Source organism: Vibrio sp. 1288, assembly GCF_033344475.1.
Genome location: NZ_JAWPOX010000005.1, coordinates 46,238 through 70,370, shown reverse-complemented (window position 1 = coordinate 70,370; position 24,133 = coordinate 46,238). Strand labels below are relative to the sequence as shown.

The 24,133-nt window shown below is 45.7% G+C and carries 26 protein-coding genes; 19 read left to right on the top strand and 7 right to left on the bottom strand.

The genetic code is table 11. From position 1 onward, the window contains the following. Nucleotides 1–78: 78 nt before the first annotated feature. Nucleotides 79–345, bottom strand: a complete 267-nt coding sequence (locus R8O11_RS05620) for a DUF333 domain-containing protein (protein ID WP_005374023.1) — start codon at nt 343–345, stop codon at nt 79–81. A gap of 277 nt (nt 346–622) precedes the next feature. Here R8O11_RS05620 and R8O11_RS05615 point away from each other — a divergent pair, with 277 nt between their 5' ends. Beyond that, nucleotides 623–1,141: an NUDIX hydrolase gene (locus tag R8O11_RS05615; RefSeq protein WP_005374021.1), complete on the top strand. Its 519-nt coding sequence runs from the start codon at nt 623–625 to the stop codon at nt 1,139–1,141. A 435-nt stretch (nt 1,142–1,576) separates the two neighbouring features. Here the strand turns inward: R8O11_RS05615 and R8O11_RS05610 are convergent, their stop codons facing one another. From R8O11_RS05610 to flgA, 4 genes are all read right to left on the bottom strand, one after another. Then, nucleotides 1,577–2,323 (bottom strand): lytic transglycosylase domain-containing protein, encoded by a 747-nt coding sequence (locus R8O11_RS05610; RefSeq protein ID WP_031780892.1) that lies wholly within the window; start codon nt 2,321–2,323, stop codon nt 1,577–1,579. Then, complete coding sequence (gene flgN, locus R8O11_RS05605; protein ID WP_005374018.1) at nt 2,304–2,741, bottom strand: flagellar export chaperone FlgN; 438 nt, start codon at nt 2,739–2,741, stop codon at nt 2,304–2,306. The genes R8O11_RS05610 and flgN overlap by 20 nt, the downstream gene beginning before the upstream one ends. Before the next feature lie 20 nt (nt 2,742–2,761). Continuing rightward, the gene (gene flgM, locus R8O11_RS05600; protein ID WP_005374016.1) at nt 2,762–3,043 is read right to left on the bottom strand and encodes a flagellar biosynthesis anti-sigma factor FlgM; all 282 of its coding nucleotides are present in this window, start codon (nt 3,041–3,043) and stop codon (nt 2,762–2,764) included. A gap of 135 nt (nt 3,044–3,178) precedes the next feature. Beyond that, the gene (gene flgA / locus R8O11_RS05595) at nt 3,179–3,976 is read right to left on the bottom strand and encodes a flagellar basal body P-ring formation chaperone FlgA (protein ID WP_054579236.1); all 798 of its coding nucleotides are present in this window, start codon (nt 3,974–3,976) and stop codon (nt 3,179–3,181) included. 77 nt (nt 3,977–4,053) lie between these two features. On the opposite strand from flgA, the gene flgB reads away from it, so the two are divergent. The 12 genes from flgB to R8O11_RS05535 are packed head-to-tail and all read left to right on the top strand — an operon-like array spanning nt 4,054 to nt 14,044. Then, the gene (gene flgB / locus R8O11_RS05590) at nt 4,054–4,416 is read left to right on the top strand and encodes a flagellar basal body rod protein FlgB (protein WP_005374013.1); all 363 of its coding nucleotides are present in this window, start codon (nt 4,054–4,056) and stop codon (nt 4,414–4,416) included. A gap of 2 nt (nt 4,417–4,418) precedes the next feature. Next, complete coding sequence (gene flgC / locus R8O11_RS05585; protein ID WP_005374012.1) at nt 4,419–4,853, top strand: flagellar basal body rod protein FlgC; 435 nt, start codon at nt 4,419–4,421, stop codon at nt 4,851–4,853. Further along, nucleotides 4,853–5,536 carry a flagellar hook assembly protein FlgD gene (flgD, locus tag R8O11_RS05580; RefSeq protein ID WP_005384410.1) on the top strand — a complete coding sequence of 228 codons (684 nt, stop codon included), beginning with the start codon at nt 4,853–4,855 and terminating at the stop codon, nt 5,534–5,536. Before flgC ends, flgD begins: the two co-directional genes overlap by 1 nt. A gap of 27 nt (nt 5,537–5,563) precedes the next feature. After that, nucleotides 5,564–6,760 carry a flagellar hook protein FlgE gene (gene flgE / locus R8O11_RS05575; RefSeq protein ID WP_005374010.1) on the top strand — a complete coding sequence of 399 codons (1,197 nt, stop codon included), beginning with the start codon at nt 5,564–5,566 and terminating at the stop codon, nt 6,758–6,760. 12 nt (nt 6,761–6,772) lie between these two features. Continuing rightward, on the top strand, nt 6,773–7,504 hold the full coding sequence (flgF, locus tag R8O11_RS05570; protein WP_005374009.1) for a flagellar basal-body rod protein FlgF: 732 nt from the start codon (nt 6,773–6,775) through the stop codon (nt 7,502–7,504). A gap of 24 nt (nt 7,505–7,528) precedes the next feature. Continuing rightward, the gene (gene flgG, locus R8O11_RS05565) at nt 7,529–8,314 is read left to right on the top strand and encodes a flagellar basal-body rod protein FlgG (protein ID WP_005374008.1); all 786 of its coding nucleotides are present in this window, start codon (nt 7,529–7,531) and stop codon (nt 8,312–8,314) included. 32 nt (nt 8,315–8,346) lie between these two features. Further along, nucleotides 8,347–9,018 (top strand): flagellar basal body L-ring protein FlgH, encoded by a 672-nt coding sequence (gene flgH, locus R8O11_RS05560; protein ID WP_017635111.1) that lies wholly within the window; start codon nt 8,347–8,349, stop codon nt 9,016–9,018. Continuing rightward, nucleotides 9,003–10,139, top strand: coding sequence for a flagellar basal body P-ring protein FlgI (locus R8O11_RS05555; RefSeq protein ID WP_412035060.1), 1,137 nt, complete (start codon nt 9,003–9,005; stop codon nt 10,137–10,139). The genes flgH and R8O11_RS05555 overlap by 16 nt, the downstream gene beginning before the upstream one ends. A 10-nt stretch (nt 10,140–10,149) precedes the next feature. Further along, entirely contained in the window at nt 10,150–10,698 is a 549-nt protein-coding gene (locus R8O11_RS05550; RefSeq protein WP_005384422.1) for a rod-binding protein, read from the top strand. Then, nucleotides 10,699–12,072, top strand: a complete 1,374-nt coding sequence (gene flgK / locus R8O11_RS05545) for a flagellar hook-associated protein FlgK (RefSeq protein ID WP_005374000.1) — start codon at nt 10,699–10,701, stop codon at nt 12,070–12,072. A 13-nt stretch (nt 12,073–12,085) separates the two neighbouring features. Beyond that, nucleotides 12,086–12,985 (top strand): flagellar hook-associated protein FlgL, encoded by a 900-nt coding sequence (gene flgL, locus R8O11_RS05540; protein WP_005373998.1) that lies wholly within the window; start codon nt 12,086–12,088, stop codon nt 12,983–12,985. Between the two features lie 18 nt (nt 12,986–13,003). Beyond that, on the top strand, nt 13,004–14,044 hold the full coding sequence (locus R8O11_RS05535; RefSeq protein ID WP_258662876.1) for a flagellin: 1,041 nt from the start codon (nt 13,004–13,006) through the stop codon (nt 14,042–14,044). A gap of 88 nt (nt 14,045–14,132) precedes the next feature. Here R8O11_RS05535 and R8O11_RS05530 read toward each other — a convergent pair whose 3' ends face one another. Continuing rightward, nucleotides 14,133–16,796 carry a DUF2339 domain-containing protein gene (locus R8O11_RS05530; protein WP_412035059.1) on the bottom strand — a complete coding sequence of 888 codons (2,664 nt, stop codon included), beginning with the start codon at nt 16,794–16,796 and terminating at the stop codon, nt 14,133–14,135. A 440-nt stretch (nt 16,797–17,236) separates the two neighbouring features. Here R8O11_RS05530 and R8O11_RS05525 point away from each other — a divergent pair, with 440 nt between their 5' ends. From R8O11_RS05525 to R8O11_RS05510, 4 genes are all read left to right on the top strand, one after another. Next, nucleotides 17,237–19,036, top strand: coding sequence for a cation:proton antiporter (locus tag R8O11_RS05525; protein ID WP_104976290.1), 1,800 nt, complete (start codon nt 17,237–17,239; stop codon nt 19,034–19,036). Nucleotides 19,037–19,274: 238 nt separating this feature from the next. After that, a complete protein-coding gene (gene fni / locus R8O11_RS05520) occupies nt 19,275–20,294 on the top strand; it encodes a type 2 isopentenyl-diphosphate Delta-isomerase (protein WP_258474183.1) in 1,020 nt (339 codons plus the stop codon). Nucleotides 20,295–20,488: 194 nt separating this feature from the next. After that, nucleotides 20,489–20,752 (top strand): DUF3012 domain-containing protein, encoded by a 264-nt coding sequence (locus R8O11_RS05515; RefSeq protein ID WP_005373992.1) that lies wholly within the window; start codon nt 20,489–20,491, stop codon nt 20,750–20,752. 252 nt (nt 20,753–21,004) lie between these two features. Beyond that, a complete protein-coding gene (locus R8O11_RS05510) occupies nt 21,005–21,403 on the top strand; it encodes a GFA family protein (protein ID WP_005388696.1) in 399 nt (132 codons plus the stop codon). A gap of 93 nt (nt 21,404–21,496) precedes the next feature. On the opposite strand, the gene R8O11_RS05505 is transcribed toward R8O11_RS05510, so the two are convergent. Then, nucleotides 21,497–21,847 (bottom strand): rhodanese-like domain-containing protein, encoded by a 351-nt coding sequence (locus R8O11_RS05505; protein ID WP_025768015.1) that lies wholly within the window; start codon nt 21,845–21,847, stop codon nt 21,497–21,499. Nucleotides 21,848–22,114: 267 nt separating this feature from the next. On the opposite strand from R8O11_RS05505, the gene R8O11_RS05500 reads away from it, so the two are divergent. Next, entirely contained in the window at nt 22,115–22,405 is a 291-nt protein-coding gene (locus R8O11_RS05500; protein WP_005373989.1) for a co-chaperone GroES, read from the top strand. A gap of 33 nt (nt 22,406–22,438) precedes the next feature. Next, nucleotides 22,439–24,037, top strand: a complete 1,599-nt coding sequence (gene groL / locus R8O11_RS05495; protein ID WP_053304624.1) for a chaperonin GroEL — start codon at nt 22,439–22,441, stop codon at nt 24,035–24,037. The last annotated feature ends 96 nt before the right edge of the window (nt 24,038–24,133 follow it).

Below are 24,133 nucleotides of genomic sequence, written 5' to 3'. Positions count from 1 at the left end.
CACTTTGATAAATCAAATAAAAAAGGAGCCCAAAGGCTCCTAAGTGATAGAGGGAAGGTGACGTATCGATAAAAATAATTAGTAGTTGTCACCTTCATTTTCTTTGTGATTCTCGCGATAGTATTCCCATTGCTCGACGCGTTCATTGTCCGACAGCACACAGTAAGTGACACGTTCGCCGTTTTCCGACACGGTATCCAGCTCACCACCTTGCTGAACACAGTATACGGCTGCGGGATTTGCAACGGAGGTATACTCAGTTGATCGGGTCGCTCCCTCGTAAGTTGAACAACCAGCCAGTACCAATGTTGCAGCCATAGCCATCATTAAATTTGTCTTTTTCATTCTTTATCTCCGCATGGGGTGGGCGAGTATTGTATTGATTATAGGCAACTTTAAGAGATTATTGTCTTATCGATGTTAAAAGTAAGAGGGACGTATAAGAATTTAGATATTCTCATTTATTGCTGATTAGCACGTCACACTTCTGTTCTTGGCGTATTGTTGTGACGGTCATATCAATCACTTCCTGACAAGCGCTCGAACGTACCTGGCCTACAACAATGATTTAAAGTGTGAAATTCGGTAATATGCGCACAAAACATTGACCGTGGTATTTTCGATGAGACATTTAAAATCGACCGTTCATCCAGACATAGAGCATTTGGATGACAAAATTGTTTTTCAGCGCAATGCAGCGCGAGCCATTGTACTTGATGGTGAAGATGTGCTGTTGCTCTATACAGAACGTTACCATGACTACACGCTACCAGGCGGTGGTATTGATGATGGTGAAGATGTCATTGCTGGATTAGTCCGTGAATTAGAGGAAGAAACGGGCGCCCAAAATATACATGGTATTAAGCCTTTCGGAATCTTTGAGGAGTTTCGTCCGTGGTACAAGGATGACGCTGACGTGATGCACATGGTGTCGTATTGTTATACATGTAAAATCGAACGTGAGCTAGGCGAAACGGCGTATGAAGATTACGAAGTTAAAAATGGAATGCGCCCAGTATGGATGAACATACACGAAGCAATTGCACACAATGAAAAAACGATGGCAGAAAGCCCGAAAAAAGGCATGAGCATTGAGCGCGAAACGTTTTTACTTCAGTTGATTTCTAAAGAATTACTATAAACAGCTAGTTTGCATCATTACGACTTAGCTTCTGTTGGCTCTATTGTGGGCAAAGATTTTAGAGCAATAAAAAAGTCCGGACTCCCCCCCGGAACCCGGACTTATTCCAGACGCGCAAGCGAAGCGTCATCTTGATATGTTAGATTTGTTTCGAACTATGAAAACAATAGCTGTTTTACATTTAGTGTGTAAATAATTATTAGGTCTGACCATTGGTTTTCATGTTTTTTTGCAAACACAATGTGACGCATATCTACCCAATTGCCAAGCGTAATTGGGGCGCTTTTTAGTAAACCACTACTCTTTCTTATCTTTGAGATACCTTACCTCAACTTTTTTGCACACGTTTGCATAGAGATCACGAGTTTTCAAATTCGCCGAACAGGATCTTGTAATTTTACGTTTCTCTGACATTGGGCTCTGTCGTAGCTTTTATCACAAATTAACTAGCGGAGGCAGTCGGCTAAAGTCGACCAGCGGTTGTGAAATCATAGGAGCGTCTGGAGCAAACAAGAGTAAAGGTTGAAATGATGAGGATTGTAACTGACCGATATCTATCAACTTTTCCAATGCATAGAAGCGGCTGACGTATTGGCGAGTCTCGTTAGGCAGCGTGAGTTGTTGGAAATCTCGACTTCCTGCTCGCTGAATAGCACGTGCAACACGTCCTTCTCCGGCATTGTATGCAGCTAAAGTGAGAGCCATATTTTGATCGAATTTGTTGTATAAAAACGCCAGGTACTTGAGCGCGGCCGTTGTGCTAGCTTCTGTGTCAAAGCGATCGTCTTGTTTTGTATTTATCGTTAATCCGAATCGTTTCGCTGTGGCTGGTATCAGTTGCCAAAGTCCGGCGGCGTTAGCATGAGAAACGGCTTTGGGATTGTAAGAAGACTCTAACATTGGCACTAAGGCTAGGCTATTTGGTAATGAGTGGTTTTGAAGCTGTTTGAAAATGTGGTTAATTACCGGTTTGGATGAATCGAGACGCTTGGCAATTTGTGGCTTGTATGGGGCTAATACTTGATACTGCGTTTGAATATCGGCAGCATTTGGTTTTGCCTGGCATGTGATTGGAAGGTAGGACAGAAAGGCAATAAAAATAAAAAGGCCTACAGTACTCAGCCGAGATGGCGACTGAATCTGTAGGCAAGACGAACATCGTTTAGAACGATTTATCTTCATAAGTGTGTTGCACAGGTTGTTTGAGTTGACTGACCAACTCATGGAACGCCGCAGAGCTGTGGCCATTGCTCTGATTGTATTGTTGGCACTGACTTACCAACGTTTCCAATAGCGCCCATTGTTTTCTAGCTTGCATACCTATTTGGGCAGGCAAAGCATTGAAAATTCGTTTTACGCTGGCGTCATTACACGCTAATCCCAGCGCTCGCATACACTGGCTTCTGTCATTGGCGGAGCGGCTGAGTTTATTGAGTATCGGCATTTGTTTCTGAACATTGTCGTTCAGTGCCTCTCCATCAAACTTTAAGTACAATACCTTTTGCTGCTGCAGCAAAGGAAGCAGTTGTTGATAAAGCTTAATATCCTCAGATATAGAGCGAACAAATTGTTGAATTCGCTGCGATACTGCGCTTGCCATGATGTCTTCCTAGCGTTTTATTACTCGTGACCTGTATGGAACTGCATGATTGCCTTGGATAACACTTTTGTATCTAGGCTAAGTTCACCACGCGCTAATGCGTTGCGTACTTGTTCTACTTTTTCCATATCAACATCAGGTAGTGATGCCATTTCAGCTTGAGCGCGATCTATCGCTACGGTATTCGCTTGAAATGCAGGCTCGTGTACTTTGCTCTGTTCGACGACGTCGACAGGCTGCTTGCTTGCTTGCTGTAATTTTGTTTGTGGGACATGACCGCCCGCGACTTTGTCGATTTTCATGCTGTGGTCCTCATCATCATGTTCTAAATTAAGTAGGCGGTTAGAATGTGATAAACATTAAATATTTTTTTGTACTCGAAGTTCAGTGTTACTGACGAGAGCCAAAATTAAAAAATGTTACCCCGAGTCAAAAAATCAAAATTGAGTATGAACTTGGTTTAATCCAGTTACGACTGCTCTTATGACCTTGCCCGAACTTGGGTTTTCCACGTCAATTTGTTGCCCTTTCGCTCCATCTTCTAAGGCGACTCCTTTTGTGCTGGCACTAAATCCATTTTTGCTCGCAATGACTATGACTTCATTGCCTTTCTCGATTAGAGGTGGGGCCGACAAATTGGATGGATTAACCACTTGTCCAGCCCGCAAACGACGAGAGGTTTCTAAGCCTACTGCTTGCTCGGGGCGAGTATAAAAATCGTCTTGGCGAGAGATGGTTCGGGTTTCAAGCTTTATGTGTTTAGCCGTTACGACTTCATTTCGGCCAACCGTGGTTGTCGCGACCAAAACAGGCAGAGTCAGCGAAGACTTTATCGTAACGTTAATTCGCCATGGTGATGCGATATTGTCGCAGCTGACTGAGCGCTTGAGGTTACCGACTGGCAACGTGTTGTTGTCACGACCTGTGATAACTAAAGGAGATTCACATTCTGGCAAGTGATTGGCGGAACCGGGCACCCACATGTCGAAGTCTAGTTTGTACTCCCCCCACTGATTGGAGAGCGCTACGCGATCCACCTCTTGTTCGAAATCCGTTGCTACAACGGACCTTATCTCTTCAACGCTTAGGGTTTTGTCATTGGTGTTGGCGAATGCTTGTTCTGATGTCAAAGCGAGTAACGTCAGCATTATTGTTGAGGAAGTGGACACTTTCCTCTTGTTTTTAATGCTTTCCGAGAGCCGGAAGTTTGGCTTCCATCCTTGTTTGTAAATTATTGATATATATAGCTATTTTTTGTGGCACGTATCTTGTTTGTATGTTGGCGTATTCGAGCCAACTGTAAGGAAGATGCATGGCGATCACATTTGAAAATGCTTTAGGAGTACATCCAGAGGCACTTAATTTTCGCGTTCAGCGTACCAAAGTCCTCGCCAGTAACCTAGCAAATGTTGACACCCCTGGGTATTTGGCGAAAGACCTAAGTTTCACCACCGTAATGAACCAAGTAACGGCAGGTGGTGTGAACAAACCGGTGCCAAAGTTCCAGGTTCAGGCCCAATACTCGGTGCCTTACCAGAATAGCAAAAATGGCAACACCGTAGAGCTTGGTGTTGAACAAGCAAAATTCACGCAAAACAACATGGACTTTCAAACTAGCCTGACGTTTCTCAACATGAAATTTAATGGCTTAGCGAAAGCGATTGAGGGACGTTAATTATGTCATTCACTGATATTTACTCGATCACTGGTTCCGCGATGACAGCACAAACTGTGCGTCTTAATACGGTAGCCAGTAACTTAGCAAACGCAGATGCAGTATCTGCAAATCCAGAAGATGCTTATAAAGCGCTTAAGCCAGTATTTGCGACTGTGTACCAAAAAACGCAAATGACAACAGAAAATGGAGCTTATCCCAATGCAGAAGTTCGCATTGTTGACGTTGTTAAAAATGCTGGAGATGCAGAGAAGCGTTTTGAGCCGAACAACCCACTGGCTAATGATGAAGGCTATGTGTTTTACCCAGATATTGATGTAGTTGCTGAAATGGCAGACATGATGTCCGCAACACGCAGCTTCGAAACGAATGTTGAAGTATTAGCCAATGTAAAAAGTATGCAGCAAGGTCTGCTTAGATTAGGGCAGGGTAGCTAATGAGTATTGCACAATACACCCCTTTATCGTCTGACGCTCCAGTAAATACAAAAGCAAAAGACAGCAACGGTATCTCACCAAACCCTAAAGACATGAACAGTGCTTCTTCATTGGAGAATGAGTTTATTTCTTTGATGGTGGCTCAAATTCAAAACCAAGACCCACTTAATCCCCTTGATGGTACGGAATACGTTGGTCAATTGGCTCAGTTCTCGCAGGTACAAAGTACCGAGAATATGTCTAAGACAATGCAACAGAGCATGGTGTTACTGGACAACATGCAAGTGCTGTCAACAGCGGGCCTTGTTGGGCAAACGGTTTACGTCAACGCGGATGAATTTCAGCTTGGTGAAGACGTACAAAACGGAAAAATCGAACTCGCTCATAGCTCAAACCAAGTCACGTTAGTTGTTAAAGATGAATTTGGACAATCAACTAAAGTGCCACTAGGTGCTCACGGTAAAGGTGACGTCGACTTTTCAATTAATCCTGAAGAACTTGGTCTTAAACCAGGCAAATACTCAGTGGCCGTAGAAGTGCAAGAAGGGCAAGCAAGTCCAAATGTGCTGATGGCAGGCACTGTTGAGCAAGTGCGCATTCCTAATACCGGTGGCGCAGCATTAGTCAATGTCCATGGCGTTGGCAACGTTCCTTTCTATCAAATCACTCAGTTTGGTGCTTAACCAAATACGGAAATCAGAGGTCTATTTATGAGTTTTAACATCGCACTAAGTGGTCTGGACGCGACCAACACAGAGCTAAACACAATCAGCCACAACATTGCCAACGCATCAACGTATGGTTTTAAAGGTGGCCGCACAGAATTCTCCGCTGTATACAACGGCATGCAACCTGGTGGTGTGGAAGTCGCGTCAATTTCACAGAACTTCGACAAAGACGGCAGTATCACAGGAACTGGCCGTGCGATGGACCTAGCTATTAATGGCGGTGGCTTTTTTGTTACTAAAGATAATATGGGTCAAATGTTGTACACACGTTCAGGTGTGTTCTCAACGGATAAGAACAACTTTGTTACGGCTAACAGCGGTGCAAAGCTTCAAGGTTACAGTGTCGATAGCAACAACAACCTAATGACAGGTTCTGTGGGTAATATTCAGGTATCGACTTCCTCACTGAATGCTAAAGCAACAGACAGCTTAGATTTTGTTGCGAACTTCGACGCAAGCGCGTCTGTTATTGATAAAGCCGTAACGCCATTCAATCCAAAAGATCCAAGCTCATTTAACTCGTCTTACACAACAAAAGTCTACGACTCACTGGGTAACTCGCACACGGTAACTCAGTACTTTACTAAGACTGCTTCTAACTCGTGGGAAGTGAACGTTCAAGTAGATGGCGGTACGACGCCAGTAGCAACTGTGCCTGTAACGTTTGGTAAAGATGGCTCGCTTTCAGCACCAACTGCGCCGTTTAATGTTTCATTCCCTGCTGCAGGCGCGAACGCGATGAGTGTAGACATTAACCTGAAAGGCAGCACGCAATTTGGTGCAGCTTTTGGCGTAAGTACTAATAGTCCTAACGGTTACACATCAGGTGAACTTGCAGGTGTACGCGTTGAAGGTAACGGCATGGTTTACGCGACTTACACTAACGGCCAATCACAGCTACAAGGTCAGGTTGTTCTTGCTGATTTTGCAAACACACAAGGCTTAGCGAAAGTGAGTGGAACATCATGGACTCAAAGCTTTAGCTCAGGTGCTCCAATTATGGGTGTTCCGGGTTCAGGTACGATGGGTGACCTAACTCCGGGTGCATTAGAAGGTTCTAACGTTGACTTAACCAGCGAGCTTGTTGCTCTAATGACTGCACAACGCAACTACCAAGCAAACGCAAAGACAATTTCTACCAGCGACAAGCTTACTCAAGCTTTGTTTAACGCGGTGTAATGGGAGTTTTGCATGGATAGTTTGTTATTTACGGCAACGTCGGGTGCCAGCCGAGTTCTTAAAGCGCAGCACGTTCGTTCAAACAACTTATCAAATGCTGATACTGCGGGTTTTCGAGCGGATATGGAGCGTGTGCGTAGTGTAGAGATGCAAGGCCCAGGTTTTGATGGTCGCACTATGGTTGTGACCAACTCTGCCTCAACACGTTTCGACGCTGGCGATATTGTGAAAACAGGACGTCCGTTGGACGTTGCGGTTATGGGGGAGGGATATCTCTCTGTAGAAACCCCAGCGGGTAACGAAGCTTACACCCGTGCAGGCAATATTCAGGTCGATACTTTTGGCGCTCTAACAATCAATGGGTTCCCTGTCCTCGGTGACAATGGTCCTTTGGTTGTGCCGGATTATCAAAAGATTGAAATCAGCGAGCGTGGTCAAGTCTCAGTGATCCCACCAGGTGGCGGCGCAGAAATTGTGGCAGGCACTTTGAAGTTGGTTAAACCGGAAATTAATCAACTGCAAAAAGAGAGCGATAGCTTGCTGCACAGCGTAGATGGCGTGCCATTCGCGGCAGATGAAACCGTGCAACTCTCTCCTGAGCACATTGAGGGCAGTAACGTATCTGCTATTGATGAATTGGTTAGTGTGATGTCGCTGACGCGCAACTTTGAAATGCAAGTTCGCATGATGAAAACGGCGGAAACTCTAGCAAAAGCTGGTAACAAATTAATGGCGGCGAGCTAAGTCTCGCCCCGCAAGGAGTAAAAAATGCATTCAGCATTATGGGTAAGTAAGACAGGCATGGCAGCGCAAGACACGAAGATGACTGCCATTTCTAACAACCTAGCAAACGTAAACACGGTTGGCTTTAAGCGTGACCGAGTCGTATTTGAAGATCTTTTCTACAGCATTCAGCGTCAACCAGGCGCACAAGTAGACCAAGTTAACGAACTACCAAGTGGTATTCAGCTAGGTAGCGGTGTTCGCGTTGTTGGCACACAAAAAGTGTTCACGCAAGGTAATACCCAAAACACAACGCAAGAGTTGGATCTTGCTGTAATGGGTCAGGGTTTCTTCCAAATAGAAAACTCGGACGGACAGATCATGTATACACGTAATGGTCAGTTCCATCGAAACTCAGAAGGCTTAATGGTGAACAGTCAGGGCCTGCCTTTAGAGCCTCAAATCCAGATCCCAGACAATGCGGTCTCTTTCTCTGTGGGTGTTGATGGCACAGTGACTACAACAACAGCAGACGATCCAACACCTCAGCAGCTTGGTCAAATTACACTTGCAAAATTCATCAATCCAGCCGGCTTAGAGGCCATGGGTGGCAACTTATTCCGTGAAACGGAAGCCAGCGGTCCAGCTGATGAGCTGATTGCAGGGGCTGATGGCGCCGGCATTATCAAGCAAGGTGCACTGGAAGGGTCAAACGTACAAGTAGTAGAAGAGATGGTCGACATGATCACCACTCAACGTGCGTATGAGATGAATGCGAAAGTGGTCTCTGCTGCAGATGACATGCTGAAGTTTGTTTCGCAATCAATGTAAGTATGAAATTGGTGATGATGAAGGAAAAAGCAATGAAATGGCTTTCTAAGAGTTGGGCAGTAGCCGCCGTGTTGCTGGTGGGATGTGCTGGCCGTCAGGAATTTATTCCGCCTGAGCCGAATGCTGAGGAATATGCACCACCAACGCTCGATTACACGCTGCCGGAAACCCAATCTGGTAGCCTTTATCGTCACCAATACACGATGACTCTGTTCCAGGATCGTCGTGCTTACCGAGTTGGCGATGTATTAACGGTTCAATTATCAGAAGAAACCTCATCGAGTAAAAATGCGGGTACTAAGTTCGGTAAAAGTTCAGCAATTAACTTTGTGGCGCCGACCATAGGCACGAAAACTATCGATGAGTTAGGGGTTAGCGTGGATGGCAAACGTAACTTCGATGGCAGTGCATCAAGTTCACAAGGCAACAAGCTTCAAGGTGCCATTACGGTAACGGTACACGAAGTATTACCTAATGGCGTATTGCGTATCAGCGGTGAAAAATGGCTTCGTCTGAATCAAGGCGACGAGTTTATTCGTCTAACCGGTATCGTCCGTGTGGATGATATTAACCGCAGTAACCAAGTTTCTTCTCAACGAATTGCTGATGCAAGAATTACCTACGCAGGTCGCGGAGCGCTAGCTGACAGCAACGCAGCCGGGTGGCTAACTCAGTTCTTCAACAGCCCATGGGTACCTTTCTAATGAAGACAATGCAATCTTTCTTTATGTCTCTCCTATTGGTGTTGACCTTGGGACTACCAGGCACTTCACGTGCTGAAGCGGAAATTCCGATCATGGACTTGGTCGATGTTCGCGGCATTCGAGAAAACCAACTGGTTGGTTATGGTTTGGTAGTTGGCTTAGCCGGACAAGGTGACCGAAACCAAGTGAAATTTACCTCTCAATCTATTACCAACATGCTACGTCAGTTTGGGGTTCAAATTGATGACAGTATGAACCCTAAGCTACGAAATGTGGCTTCTGTGAGTGTGACAGCGTCCGTTGACCCAATGGCAGGCCCAGGACAAACGTTGGATGTGGTTGTGTCTTCAATCGGTGATGCAAAGAGCCTTCGCGGTGGTACGTTATTGCTAACGCCTTTACGTGGTATTGATGGCGAAGTGTACGCGATTGCGCAAGGTAACGTGGTTGTGGGCGGCTTATCTGCAGAGGGGCGAAGTGGCTCCAAAGTAGAAGTAAACACACCAACGGCGGGTCGCGTTCCGAATGGTGCGACTTTAGAGAGAGAAATCAAAACCGATTTCAACCAACGTGATGAAATCACCCTAAACCTGCGCAAGCCTAGCTTCACTACAGTAAAAAATATTGCGCGTGAAATTAACAACACTTTTGGACCTAACGTTGCAGTTGCGATCAATAAAGCGCGCATTGATATGCGTGCACCAAAAGATACACAGCAGCGTGTCGTCATGATGTCGATGCTTGAAGAAATGAGCGTTGTTGAAGGCCGTAAACCTGCTCGTATTGTCTTTAACTCTCGCACTGGCACCGTGGTGATCGGTAAGAGTGTCAAAGTGAGTGAAGCAGCAGTAAGTCACGGTAACTTAACCGTGCGAATTTCTGAATCACAACAAGTTAGTCAGCCTAATGCGTTTGCAAATGGCGATACGAAAGTCGTTAACCAAACGGATCTTGATGTGAATGAAGATCTCGCTCAGATGGTGATTTGGCCTCCAGGCACGGAACTTAACACCATAGTTAATGCGGTAAATAGTTTAGGTGCCACGCCTACAGACTTGATGTCTATCCTGCAAGCTTTGAGTGAAGCGGGTGCATTGAACGCTGAATTGGTCGTGATATAAGGAGTTAAGGATGAAGCTAGACAGTACCAATGAACAAACTCAGTTAAATTCGATGCTTTATCACGACAACAGTGCATTGGCTAACATCAAGCATAGTCGTGATCAAGAAGGCGCACTTGAAGTCGTCGCAGGTCAATTTGAGGCAATGTTCCTACAAATGGTGTTACGCCAAATGCGTAGCAGTAGTGACGCTCTTGCTGATAAAGACAGCCCGTTTGCCAGTCAGCAACAAGGGGTATTCCGTGATATGTATGACGGTCAGCTGGCGATGGAACTAGCAAAGAAACAGAGCTCAGGCATTGCCAATATGCTCATCCAGCAGCTGAGCCCGTCTATGCGCGAGGTTGCTTTCGATGCTGCGCGCAACATCTCATCCGCTAACGATGGTAAAGGTTCGAATTCTGAATCTATCTCACAAGTAGATTCTAAAGAGGTGGAGAAGAATTCAAGCCTATTTAATACCGCTTCTCAAGCCGTCGCCTCTGTAAAACAGGTATTCGGTGAGGCCGGTATGACTACCGCGTTTTCTCAGCCGTTGATCAGAAAAATGGAGCTGTAAATGAACCTAGTTAATATTGCCCTTTCAGGTTTAGGCGCGAACCGTGTGGCCCTAGACGTAACCGCGCAAAACGTGGCAAACGTGAATACCGTGGGTTACAGTCGTCAACAAGCGTTGATGGCGTCTGTCGATGATGGTAAAGCCAATCGCTTAAGTCCAGGTTTAGGGGTAGAAGTCACTAGCATTCGCCGCGTTACTGATCAATTTCTGATTAAGCAAACGTGGTCGACTAACAGTATGGCGGCATACGCATCTGGATACACCAGTAACATGAGTCAGCTGGAGAATACGCTTGGTGCCGATGGTTTCAGTATATCGGCTGGCTTGGACTCGCTAAACGCTGCGCTTAACGATGCGACCGTTAAGCCGGAATCCATACCTTACCGCCAGCAGATCATTAACGAATCTGAAGCTTTGGCCCGCCGTTTTAATACGCTTACCGAATCTTTATACAATCAACATAAAGACATGAGCGATCAACGTAATGCAGCGCTTAACCACGCGAATAGCCTTATGGAAAATATCGCGAAGGTGAACAAGCAACTGGTAGAGATGCAAGGTACAGGTGGTAACCCATCACAGTTAATGGATGAACGAGATAGGTTAATCGGTGAGTTATCTCAAACCATTGAAATCAAAACAACACAGCAGCATGACGGCAGTGTTCAGGTCACACTAACCTCTGGTCAACCGCTTGTGATGGGTACGGACCATGGCAAACTGGAAGCCATTCCTGACCCGAGTGATCCTTACTTGGCGGACTTACACGTCACGTTCTCGAATCAAAGTTTTGCGATTGGTGACTCGCTTGGTGGCAAATTAGGTGCGATTAATGACTATCAAACCGAAGTGTTGAAACCAAACCAACTGGCTCTGAATGACATGGCGAAAGCTCTCGCGGATGAATACAACGCCGTGCTTGCGACTGGCAAAGACTTAAATGGCAACCCAGGTAAACCTTTGTTCAGCTATGACCCAGCAAACCCTGCAGCCAGTTTGGATATTACCAAGCTAACTCCAGATGAGCTTGCGTTCTCAAGTGATGGAACACCTGGTAACGCAGATGCGTTGCAATCATTGATCGAGTTAAGCAACAAGCCAGTGGCGGTATCAGGTTACGGCTCAGTAAGCTTGAACGATGCCTTTAGTTCAATGGTGGGTCAAACCGCAATTAAAGCACGCCAAGCTAATGCTGATTATCAAGCGAAGTTAGCCATGAACAAGCAAGCGCACGCAGCTCGCGATAATGTTAGTTCCGTAAACAGCGATGAAGAAGCGGCTAACCTAATGATGTTTGCTAATGCGCACAATGCCAACATGAAAGTGATCAGCACAGCAAATCAACTGCTAGATTCTATTCTGCAGTTATTCTAAGAGGAAAGTTTAGATGCGAATTAGTGACAATCAATTTAGTCAAATGATGTTGCACAGCTTGCAGAGCAATAGCGCGGGACTAGGCGAAGCTCTGCAACAGATGTCTACTGGCAAGCGCTTGACCAAGCTGTCTGATGATCCAATGGCTTCGATCAAGTTGCTTAACTTAGACCGAGAAACCAGTGCGATTGCTCAGTACAAAAACAACATTGAAAACGTAAAAACGACGCTATCGAGTCAAGAAACCCATTTAGATTCGATCAAAGAAAGCTTAAAAAGCATGCGAGACATCGCGCTTTGGGGTGCGAACGGCTCTCTTACTGACGAAAGTCGTGGCGGTATGATTACAGAGCTTAAGAGTTACCGTGATTCTATTGAGTCGTCTTTTAACGCGCAGGATGAAGAAGGGCACTACCTTTTCTCTGGTACTAAAACGGATACTGCGGCTGTAAGTAAAGCGAGCGGCAGCTACGTAATTGAAGGTAATAGTGACAAGCGCGTAGTAACAATTGCTAAAGGCGTCACGATGGATTCCAATATGACTGCAAAAGAAATATTGGACCTTGGGGGAGGCCATAACGTGCTTAACCAAATTGATGCGCTGATCAAAGAGTTTGAGAGCCCTACCGCCAACTTCAGAGCTGAAGTTGAGGCGAGTATCAGTGCTATCGACGATACTTTTTCAAACGTACTAGGGACCATGACTGAGATTGGTGGTCGACACAACAACTTAGATCTTGTTGGTGGCGCGCACAGTGAAAACAAGCTGTTCGTTGACAAAGTATCTGGAGACCTCTCTGCTCTGGACTATGGTGAAGCGTCGGTACGATTGAGTAATTACATGGCCGCTTTGCAAGCAACGCAAGCAAGCTATGTGAAGATCGATGGTTTGTCGCTGTTTGACCGTTTATAAGGTTAGGAAGTTCTTTTTATGGTAATGAGTACAGTAGAGGTTAGACCCCATAGCATACGCTTAGGTGGACAAGAACAAGCCTCTATCATGCCGACCCGTTCTGCAGACTCAAGTACGGCAATTAAACCGCGCCCGGCGCAAATTCAGGCTGACACTGCGTCAGCCTACTCTGTATCTGGTATTCAGCTTACACAGGGTCAGCAGCAAGCCACGGCGGTTCAGATCGCGTCCAAATCGCTGCAGGTGATTGGCAAAGAGCTCACGCAAATTAAACGTGGTTTGACGCAAGCTATTAATCAAGGCGTACAAAATGTTCCTGGTTTGCAGGATACATTGGTTCGTTCTAAAGCCACCATCCAAAAAGTCGTTGAGCAAGCACGTTTCGATGGCCAGAAAGTCCTAAATAACGAACTGCACTTAAAACTGGATAAAGCGGATATTCGTCGCTTTTCTATTCCAGGTTTGAATGTTCATCGCTTAAGCGACAAGGCCGAGCAAATCCGTTTGGATTTTCCTCAAGGTCAAGCGGTGATGATTCAGTTTGATGGACAATCAGACGGTGAGCGAACGGTCAAAATGCTGGATCGCAGCTTGATTGCGTTAGGAATGCGAGCCTCATTAGCCGATGATGGCAGCATTTTATTTGAAGCCAGAGACAACGCTTATCAACAAATGCAGCAAAAGGTGATGGTAACGGGGGAAGGGCACCGCTTCCCTGCGGGACAGCCTAACGTTTTGAACTTAAAGTCTGAGCCAGATGGTATTGCGGAGCTCGGGTTTAATCTAGGCTCACGCGACGGCATCAAGCAGACGATTGCCAAAGTAAATCAGCATCTGAAACAAGTTCAAACGAGCTTGCAGGAAGCGAAAGCTTTTCATGGTGAACTGAATACTCAAATGCGTTCTATCCAAACCAAAACCGCACAGCTTTCAGTCAATGAAGTGAATGCAAAACTGGATGGATTCATGCAAAAGTCTGGCGAGTTTACTTCGACTTTTCAGGCATTGAATGCGCAAGCAAACGTGCGTCGTCATACCGTGGTCGCTTTACTGAAGTAACGAACACTCCAATGATTCCCGGCTTTACACTGTTATCGTCCCCCAATAACGAAAACAGCGCACTGTCGGGAATCTCTCTTTGACTCGTCTAGGGCTCGAGTGCTTTTGCCACCGAACGATTCAATTTCTGGAATAGCCATCCAAGTGCTATCAAAGATGCACCTAAGCCTAAGAAGCTTATTGCTCGCCAGAACCCATCCAGAGAGCTCACATCCCATAAGAATACTTTCAGTGCGACACCGGCAAGGACCACTAGACCGACACGCTGCATCATCAGCCCCTGTTGGGTCACGCCGCGCCAAGTCAGCAATCCACCTACGAGCAAGCCAGCCACTGAATAACTGAACAACTCTGCCATGCTGGTTGGCTGATACAGCATCATCGATGTGGTTTGCCAGAATTGACGGATAGACATCCCCAACCAAATGGCTGCAAGTAAAAAGCCTAGACTAGCAATCGCAAATCGATGAACTTGCAACGTATTCCAGCGTTTAAAGGTTGCGATAAGCAGGATGCAAGCTGGTAACAGCCAGCCGATACTCAGCATGTTAAAGATGGGAAGTGCTTGTGCCGAGACGTTATCAGTCACCAACGGCGATTCTGCCGTATTAAGCAAAATAATCAATATAGCGAACGCGCACCAAAGCAAGTAACTATAGATTTCGTAGATACGGCTTAAGCGTTGCGCAAATTGGCTGCGGTAGCTGTATACCAAACCCATAACTAATGCTTGATTGGCAAAGACTGCCGCACTTGTGAAGTCGATGTGCCCCAAGTAACCATATTGCCCCGTTAACCAGTAGTTAGTTTGGGTGAACAATGCCATTAAGAATACATGTAAAAACGCCCCTTCAAACCAGTTGGTCAGTTCTCGGTCCACTTGTTTTAGTGTTGAACGAGCATAAGACAAGATGAAGAGAGAAGGCATATAACTCACAAGAACCCAAGCCCAATGCCCAGCTTCTACCGGTTGCCATTCGGGGATGAAAGGTAGCAGCGTGAGTCGGATAACCAGTATTCCCATTGCCACTTTAATCGCCCAACTCGCAGGTCGAAATAACCCGACTTGAGCCTGTAAGGCCATTATCGCAACTTGTATTGAGATTGCTGTTGTTAACCAAGTATCGCTCAACCAAACAAAAGCGATACCTACGATTAAAGCATGCATAACGGCAGAGCATTCTAATGCCAACGAACGTGCACGCTGACCAAGCACAACATAGTAAGTGGCCATCAATGCGCAGAAGGCAGTCCAATACCACAGGTAGCCTTGCATAAATTCGTCAACATAAAACAACGTAATTAAGCTCATCGCGGGAGCCAGTACCAGCAGAAGCAGCCCACTGAGTTGCGAACGGTCACTAAGTGTTTGGCAATATGTTCGATAGCAGATCAGCGCAATACTCACCGCCAATGCGAATAGGATGCTAGCTTCTCGCTCTAACATATACAGCGCATCAAAAGCGATGGTAAGAACAATCAGCGCGGTTGCCGAGACGAGTATGGATGGCAAAAATACACGTAATGACCAGCCTGTACGAAGTGCTGGTAGCCAGATGATCGCAACAAGCAGCGTATAACAGTACGCCATTTGTAGAGTGTTCAGCTCCGGCATTCTGGTGACGGCAGAAAAGGTCAATAAAGCAGTTGCGAGAGCGGTAGCGGTCGGCGAGTTTGTCCACTTGCTTTGATAGTGACGAAAGCGAGGATTGAGCATCCAACCCATTCTCGGAACCGCGAAAATGAGATACAAAGTGATGGAGAGATAAATCGCGAGCCACGAGAACAAGAGTTCTGTTGGTACACTCTCAATCAACAGCAACATCCAAATGACATGTGGAATCGCGATACTTGGCGTAATCCATGACCTACGCACTTTTTGCATCAATAAGGTCGCCGCGAACGAAATCGCGCAGATGTATCCGGCTAACAAAAAGTAGTTGGGTTCACTACCTCCAATCCACAGTGGTGCTGTGTAGCCACCAATTAAGCCAAGCACGGCCATTAACGGCCCTTGTCGCAATGATAATGCTAAACTGAAAAATGCCGCTGAAGCCAAAATGATCAACGAGATACTCGGCGTTAGCATTTGATAAACCACAAAGGCAAAAATGACGGTGCAGTAAATGCCCGTTAATCCCGTACCGGTAACGGCAGCAGGAACATACGTAAAGCCTTGGGCTCGTGCTGCCCGCTGCGGATTCTGTTGTTCTTTACGGTGAAACCACTCGCCAACAAGCACCATAAGTAATGAGATCACAAAGGCAAAGGACACTCGCATAAATGGCGAAAACTGGATGTGGCTACCAATCACCTGTACGAGATAACCTCCACCGATCAGCATGGCCAATGCGCCTACCCAAACCAACCAATTTTCTTGAATGTTGCTAAGTAGGCTCTGAACTTTACTCTGAAGGAATGACTCATTTTCTTGACTAAAAACATCCAGTTGCACTTCTCTTGTCTGGGCGTATTCTTGATTCGCAGCGCTCTGGTCTAAGTCTAGGTTGGCAGCTGGATCATGTTCCCCAGAGGATGAGACATTTTTCTGTTGTGATTCTATGTGAGGTGACGTCGCTACAGATGGTGTGTCTTTTTCGATGCTGGATTGTTGGTGCACTTGTTGGTTTGAGCCCCCATGGACACTGGCTCGTAGTGATGTAACTTCCTCACGAAGTTTGGCTAGTTCTTTTTCTAAAAGTGCAGCTCGGTTGGCGGCTTTCACTCCGATGAGGATGGCGAGACACGCCATGAACAGTGCTAGTATTACGTACAATCCATTTCTCCTTGCGTACGTCGCGTGACCCACGATTCTTAACTTTGAGCACTTACGCTAAAGCTTAGTTCATGCTCTATGCCTTAGCCTCATATAGTGCTAGGTTCCGCGCTTTCTTTAGAAATCATTCTACATAATGAAACTCAATGCGTAATGATGAATTCGACAAAGTGGCACACTTGTGTGCCACTTTAAGACCTGATGAACAAAAATGAGTCGTTAAGTCATTGGGGGTCAACTATATTCATAATTCTGATGCGATCGCCAAAGGACTTCAAACATGTACGTTTCGTAGCGATGTCATCGAAGGTCAGTCGTTTGATTTGCACGTTCGGTTGTTTCTATTTGACCGTAAGGCTGAATGTATTCGGGTATAGCGCATTCACGCGAAAAAAGACAAAAACAGGTAATTATTGATGCAAGTGGGTAATGAAGCGCTGGTGCTGTCAGCGGTTGGGGTTATTGGTTTAGGTTGCCAATGGTTAGCTTGGCGATTGCGTTTGCCAGCGATTTTATTTTTGTTGTTGGCAGGGCTGATCGTCGGGCCATTTATGCAGTGGTTAAACCCTGATGAGATATTAGGTAATTTGCTCTTTCCGTTGGTCTCTTTAGCGGTGGCAGTGATTTTATTTGAAGGCAGTTTGACCTTAAATTTTAAAGAAATTCGTGGCGTGAGTGGTTCGGTATGGAGCATTGTTTCCATCGGGGCGATCATTTCGTGGGCAGCGACCAGTATCGCAACACACTATTTCCTCGGCTTTACTTGGGAGCTTGCCATGTTGTTCGGCAGCTTAACCGTAGTAACAGGGCCGACGGTCATCGTGCCACTTCTACGAACCGTAAGACCTAACAGTACGCTTGCTAACATTTTGCGCTGGGAAGGGATTTTGATTGACCCGCTCGGTGCGCTTTTTGTTGTGATGGTTTACGAGTTTATCGTATCTCACAGTGCGATAAATAGCGTCGAAGTGTTTGGGACGATCATTGCTGTCGGTGTCATGCTAGGTGCGGCCTCAGGCTATGCAGTTGCGACGATCATGCGTCGTTCTTGGCTACCGGAATATTTGCAGCCATTTGCGGTTTTGATGGTGGTTCTAGGTGTATTTTCGGTCTCTAACCACATTGAGTCTGAAGCTGGGTTACTAACCGTCACCGTAATGGGTATGTGGCTCGCAAACGCTAAAGACATCAATATTCAGCAAATTCTGCACTTTAAAGAGCATTTAACCATTTTACTTATCACCGGATTGTTCATCTTCCTTGCGGCTCGAATCAGTCTGGATGATTTTGCTGCGCTAGGTAGCGGTGCGTTATTGCTGTTTGTATTTATGCAGTTAGTGTCGCGTCCGTTATCGATTTTTCTTTCAACCTTCCGCAGCAACTTGCGTCTTAAAGATAAGCTGTTTTTGTCTTGGGTTGCACCGCGCGGTATTGTTGCAGCTTCGATTTCGTCTCTTTTCGCGATCAAATTGACTGAATACGGCATTGATGAAGCGATTTTACTGGTCCCTATGACCTTCATGGTGATTATAGGAACGGTCGTGTTACAAAGTGCGACGGCACGTCCTGTAGCGCTGACATTGGGCGTCGCAGAGCCAGCACCACGCGGCTTCTTGTTGATTGGTGCTAACCGAGTAGCAAGAGAAATAGGGCAGGCGTTGTCGCGTTATGACCGTCGCGTATTAATGACTGACTCAAACTGGGAGTACATCAGTCAGGTTCGTATGTTGGGACTGGATTACTATTACGGCAACCCTATTTCTAGTCACGCGGACGACAACTTGAACTTGATAGGAATAGGTCAAGTGGTTGCATTAACGCCCGATCAGCATTTCAACATTATGGCTTGCATGCAATTCGTCGACGAGTTTGGGGAAGATAAAGTTCACTGCTTACAAAAAGTGAAAACCAACAGCAATGACAGCGAGAAGCACTCCGTGGCTCAGGAGTACCATGGTAAATTGCTGATGGGCGGCAATGTAAGCTATACCCAGCTAGCCAGTATGTTAAGTCGTGGTGCGGAGGTTAAACACACGAAATTGAGCGATAACTTCACGTATCAAGATTATTTAGCGCATCACAAAGGTAGTTCAGTTGTACCGCTGTTCCATGTAGAAGAAAAAGGAAAAATTCAATTCTGTGATGATCCCGAACAGTTTGAACCAACGACGACAAGCACTGTTGTGTCGCTAATTCTGTCGGACAGCGTAAAGTAAACTACAGAGCAATGTGATCCATTTGCATCATGAGTATCGTACGCTGATTATCTCAATTTGAAGAGAAACTTGCCGGCTTGTTTAAAACGGAAAGCGAGTTTCTTTTCTTATAATGTCAGGGGCAGTCGAGATTCATTACTCGTTTCGGAAAAGTAATCCGGCAAATTCACAAAATTCGCATTGACGTTACTGATAAGGATCGCAATACTGCGCGACTGTTTTACTTTAGGGTGACATTATGGCTCCGCAAACTAACCGAAAAGATTTACACCTAGATGCTGTTTTACATCATGATATGAGCATGAAGCATAAAACGGCGGGTTTTGAGTCTGTCGAGTTCGAACACTGTGCGCTGCCAGAATGTGACTTTCACGCGATCGATTTATCGACAGAGTTTCTTGGTCATCAATTAGCGCTACCGTTTTTGATTAGCTCGATGACTGGCGGAGCAAAAGACGCAGAAACGATCAATTGTCGTTTGGCTGAAGCCGCAAGTGAATTAGGTATTGCCATGGGTGTGGGCTCGCAACGGATTAGCTTAGAAGAAAGTCAGCATTCGGGCTTGGGTAAAACCATTCGTGAGTTGGCGAAAGAAGTACCGTTGTATTCCAATCTTGGAGCCGCTCAATTGCTCGATAAAGGTAAACTCGATAATGCGCAACGTGCGGTAGAGGCGATTCAAGCCGATGCCTTGTTTGTGCACATTAATCCAATGCAGGAAGCGTTTCAGAAAAATGGCGACCACAATTGGGTTGGTGTTCTCCAGGCAATTGAGATGCTTAAATCTCGCGTGAAGGTTCCTATCATTATCAAAGAAGTCGGTTTTGGTATTAGCGGACACATTGCGCAGCGATTAATTGATGCTGGTGTGGATGCAATTGACGTTGCGGGCGCGGGTGGCACAAGCTGGAGTGCGGTTGAAGGGTATTGCCAAGATAATCCAAAAATGCAGCGTGCAGCCGAGCTTTTCCGCGATTGGGGTGTCCCTACAGCAACATGTTTGGCTCAAATCCGCGCACTGCATCCTACATTACCGTTGATCGCCTCGGGAGGTGTTCATAACGGACTTGAAGCGGCGAAAGCCATTCATTTGGGTGCTAATCTCATTGGGCAAGCTGGTGCGGTATTAAAAGCTGCGACGATCAGCACGCAGTCTGTCGTCGATCACTTTGAACAAATGGCATTAGAGCTGCGTTTAGCGTGCTTTGGTACTGGCTCTTTTAAGGTTGGTGAGCTAACAAAAGCGCGCTGCCTATAGCTTTTAGAATGGCGCGCTTTACACAGAGTCGCTCAATAATTTTTCGGTGTCTTAACACGTAGACTGATAATTTCGTTATAGTTGATACAAAAGTCACTTCAGCTAGTGACGCCTTTATTCAGACACTTGAATGGGCATGTGTTGAAGAGATTGAGTTTAATTTTACTATTGTTTGCAACTGGAACCTTAAATTTATGAAAAAACTAGTCATGCTGATGTTGGCGGCTTCTGCTTTGACCGCTTGTAGTGATGAAGTGGGCACTGAAGGCTGGTGTAACGACATGCGCGATAAGCCAAAAACAGAATGGACAGCAGACAACGCGGTAGACTTTGCAAAGCATTGTGTTCTGCAAGATGGTGTCGGCAGCGAGCAATGGTGTGAAAACCTGAAAGATAAGCCGAAAGGTGACTGGACTGCAAACGAAGCGACCAGCTTTACTAAACACTGCATTTTTTAAGCACAGCGGAAAGCGCCTTTTCTGAGGCGACATTCTGTGAGGTAAACACCAAGCGTTATTGCTTGGTGTTTTTGTATCTAAAATAGCTCGATTTTTCACGTGTCGAGCGCACTTCCCTCTGAATGGAATGTTTTACATTTTCGTTTCATTTTTGAAAACCTGTATTGCCTGTCTTTAATTTTTCGTATTGCAGTGGCATGGTGTCGAGATAGCCATCTAATTCAATTAGATTCATAACAAAAAGGAATTCAAATGGAAGTACTAAAAGGCTCATGTCTGTGCGGCAAGGTAAAGTTGGAAGTGGCAGATGAATTCAAGTACATGGGAAATTGCCATTGCTCTGAATGCCGCAAGTTCACAGGTTCTGACTATTCATCTGCCGGTGGTATTGCGTTGGATAAACTGCTTATTATCCAAGGGAAAGAAGATATTCAAACTTATCAGAAAAGCGAAAATACCATGCTATGCTTTTGTCGCCACTGCGGATCAAGTCTGTATTCGAAAAAGAACAATGGGATCGTCAATATTCGCCTTGGTATCTTGGATGACACACCTTCTCACAAGCCTGATTTCCATATTTTTGTCGCGTCGAAAGCGCCGTGGCTCGAGATATCGGATAACCTGACTCAATTTGATGCAGGGCCAAAATAGAGTTGTTGTAGATAAGTATTTAGAAACAGAGCGCGTTACAATACGCTTGCGACGCGCTCTGTGCTTTTACTTTGTATATTAGAACGGAGACGACTATTTGGCGTCTTGTAGTTCTTCAAAGCCACCTGCATTGTGCAGATTCGTAAAGCCTTGCGATTGTAAGTATTGATACGCTTTGCCAGAGCGGTTACCACTGCGACAGTACAACACGATAGCTTGATCTTTATCGACGTCTTGAAAATGTTTATCAAGTTCAGATAAAGGGAAGTTGACGGCATTATCCAAATGCCCTTCAGAAAACTCTTGCGGCGTGCGCACATCGACAATCATCGCGCCCTCGTCAATCAATTGCCAACCTTGTTCAGCGCGTTCAGAAGCTGACACGTTGGGTGAGAGGAAGCCAACGCATAACGTTGCAAGAAATAGAGATACGGCCTTTTTCATTGTTTGATTATCCTTTTTAAGAGTACGTAACCACTCTAGATTTGATTGAGCACATTTTCCATCATAAAGAGATGCTAAGTGGTTGTGAATGCGATAATTCGATAGAAAATTTTATTTAATTTAATAAAAAATTTTTATCAAATTCACCTCTTGAACTCTAATTTTTCGACCTTATTATTTTCATCGAAAGCGAGCTGTCGACTCGCAAATCCATCTTGATGTTTATTTTGTCTTTTATTTTTGGTTCCAAGTAGGAGGCACTTAAAAATGAAAATTCGTCCTTTAAATGACAAGCTAATTGTTGAAAGACAAGAGGTGGAAAATAAATCTGAAGGGGGAATCGTTTTAACTTCTCAGTCGGTGAAAAAATCAAACCGCGGGAAAGTCATTGCTGTTGGTTTAGGTAAACGTCTTGAAAATGGCGAACGCGCTGCGATGGAAGTCAAAGTGGGCGACCAAATCATTTTCAATGACGGTTACGGCGTGAAAACCGAGAAAATTGACGGCGCAGAATACTTAATTCTGTCCGAATCTGATGTGTTAGCAATCGTTGAGTAATTATTTTTGTAGTAGTTTTTTGAGGAGATAACCATGGCTGCAAAAGACGTATTATTTGCTAATGACGCACGTCAAAAAATGCTGAAAGGTGTGAACTTACTGGCGGACGCAGTAAAAGTGACACTAGGCCCGAAAGGCCGCAACGTTGTGCTTGATAAATCTTACGGCGCGCCAACCATCACCAAAGATGGCGTGTCTGTAGCGAAAGAAATCGAACTGAAAGATAAGTTCGAAAACATGGGCGCACAAATGGTGAAACAAGTGGCGTCCAAAGCGAATGATGAAGCGGGGGACGGTACAACGACCGCTACCGTACTGGCGCAATCTTTCATCAATGAAGGTCTTAAAGCGGTAGCCTCTGGCATGAACCCAATGGACCTAAAACGTGGTATCGACAAAGCCACTGAAGCGGCGGTTGAGAAACTACGTGAAATGTCTAAACCATGCAGCGACAAAGAATCCATCACCCAAGTGGGTAGCATTTCTGCAAACAGCGATCGCGCGATCGGTGAAATCATTGCAGAAGCGATGGAGAAAGTGGGTCGCAATGGCGTGATTACGGTTGAAGAAGGCCAAGGTCTAAACAACGAATTGTCTGTGGTTGAAGGTATGCAATTTGACCGCGGTTACTTGTCGCCATACTTCATCACTAACCAAGAAAATGGCAGCGTAGAGCTAGACAACCCTTACATCCTATTGGTGGACAAAAAAGTCAGCAGCATCCGCGAGCTATTGCCTGTACTAGAAGAAGTGGCGAAATCTTCTCGCTCGCTATTGATCATTGCTGAAGACATCGAAGGTGAAGCGCTAGCGACATTGGTTGTGAACAACATGCGCGGCATCGTGCGTGCGACCGCGGTGAAAGCGCCTGGCTTTGGTGACAACCGTAAAGCGATGATGGAAGACATTGCGGTACTAACTGCTGGTACGGTCATCTCTGAAGAAATCGGCCTAGAGCTCGAAAAAGCAACGTTAGAGCAACTAGGTAGTGCGAAGAAAGTGACCATCACCAAAGACACAACAACCATTGTGGGTGGTGCAGCAGAAGCAAGCGCGATTGCTGATCGTGTGGCTTCGATTGAAAAACAAATCGAAACAACCACCTCTCAATACGATAAAGACAAGCTTCAACAACGTGTTGCGAAGCTTTCTGGCGGCGTAGCGGTGATCAAGATCGGCGCTGCAACCGAAGTTGAGATGAAAGAGAAGAAAGATCGCGTGGACGATGCACTACACGCTACTCGCGCAGCGGTTGAAGAAGGTATTGTTGCTGGTGGTGGTGTTGCCCTAACTAAGATCGCGAAAGAATTGGCGGATCTAAAAGGCGACAATGATGACCAAAACGTGGGTATCCGAGTTGCGCTACGTGCAATGGAAGAGCCTCTTCGTCAAATCGCAACTAACGCAGGTGACGAAGCTTCTGTTGTGGCGAACGCTGTCAAAGCTGGTGACTCCGATTACGGTTACAACGCTGCAACAGGTGAATACGGCAACATGATCGAAATGGGCATCTTGGACCCTGCGAAAGTAACACGTTCAGCGCTTCAATTCGCAGCGTCTGTTGCTGGCTTGATGATCACCACTGAAGCGATGATCACCAACCACGTTGAAGACAAAGAACTTGATATCTAACGTCATCAATCGTTAGTGATTAAGTAAGCGTTAAAATAACAATAACATTGCAAAACCTAAGCGGGCTCGCTTGAGCCCGCTAATCAGTCATTTGAG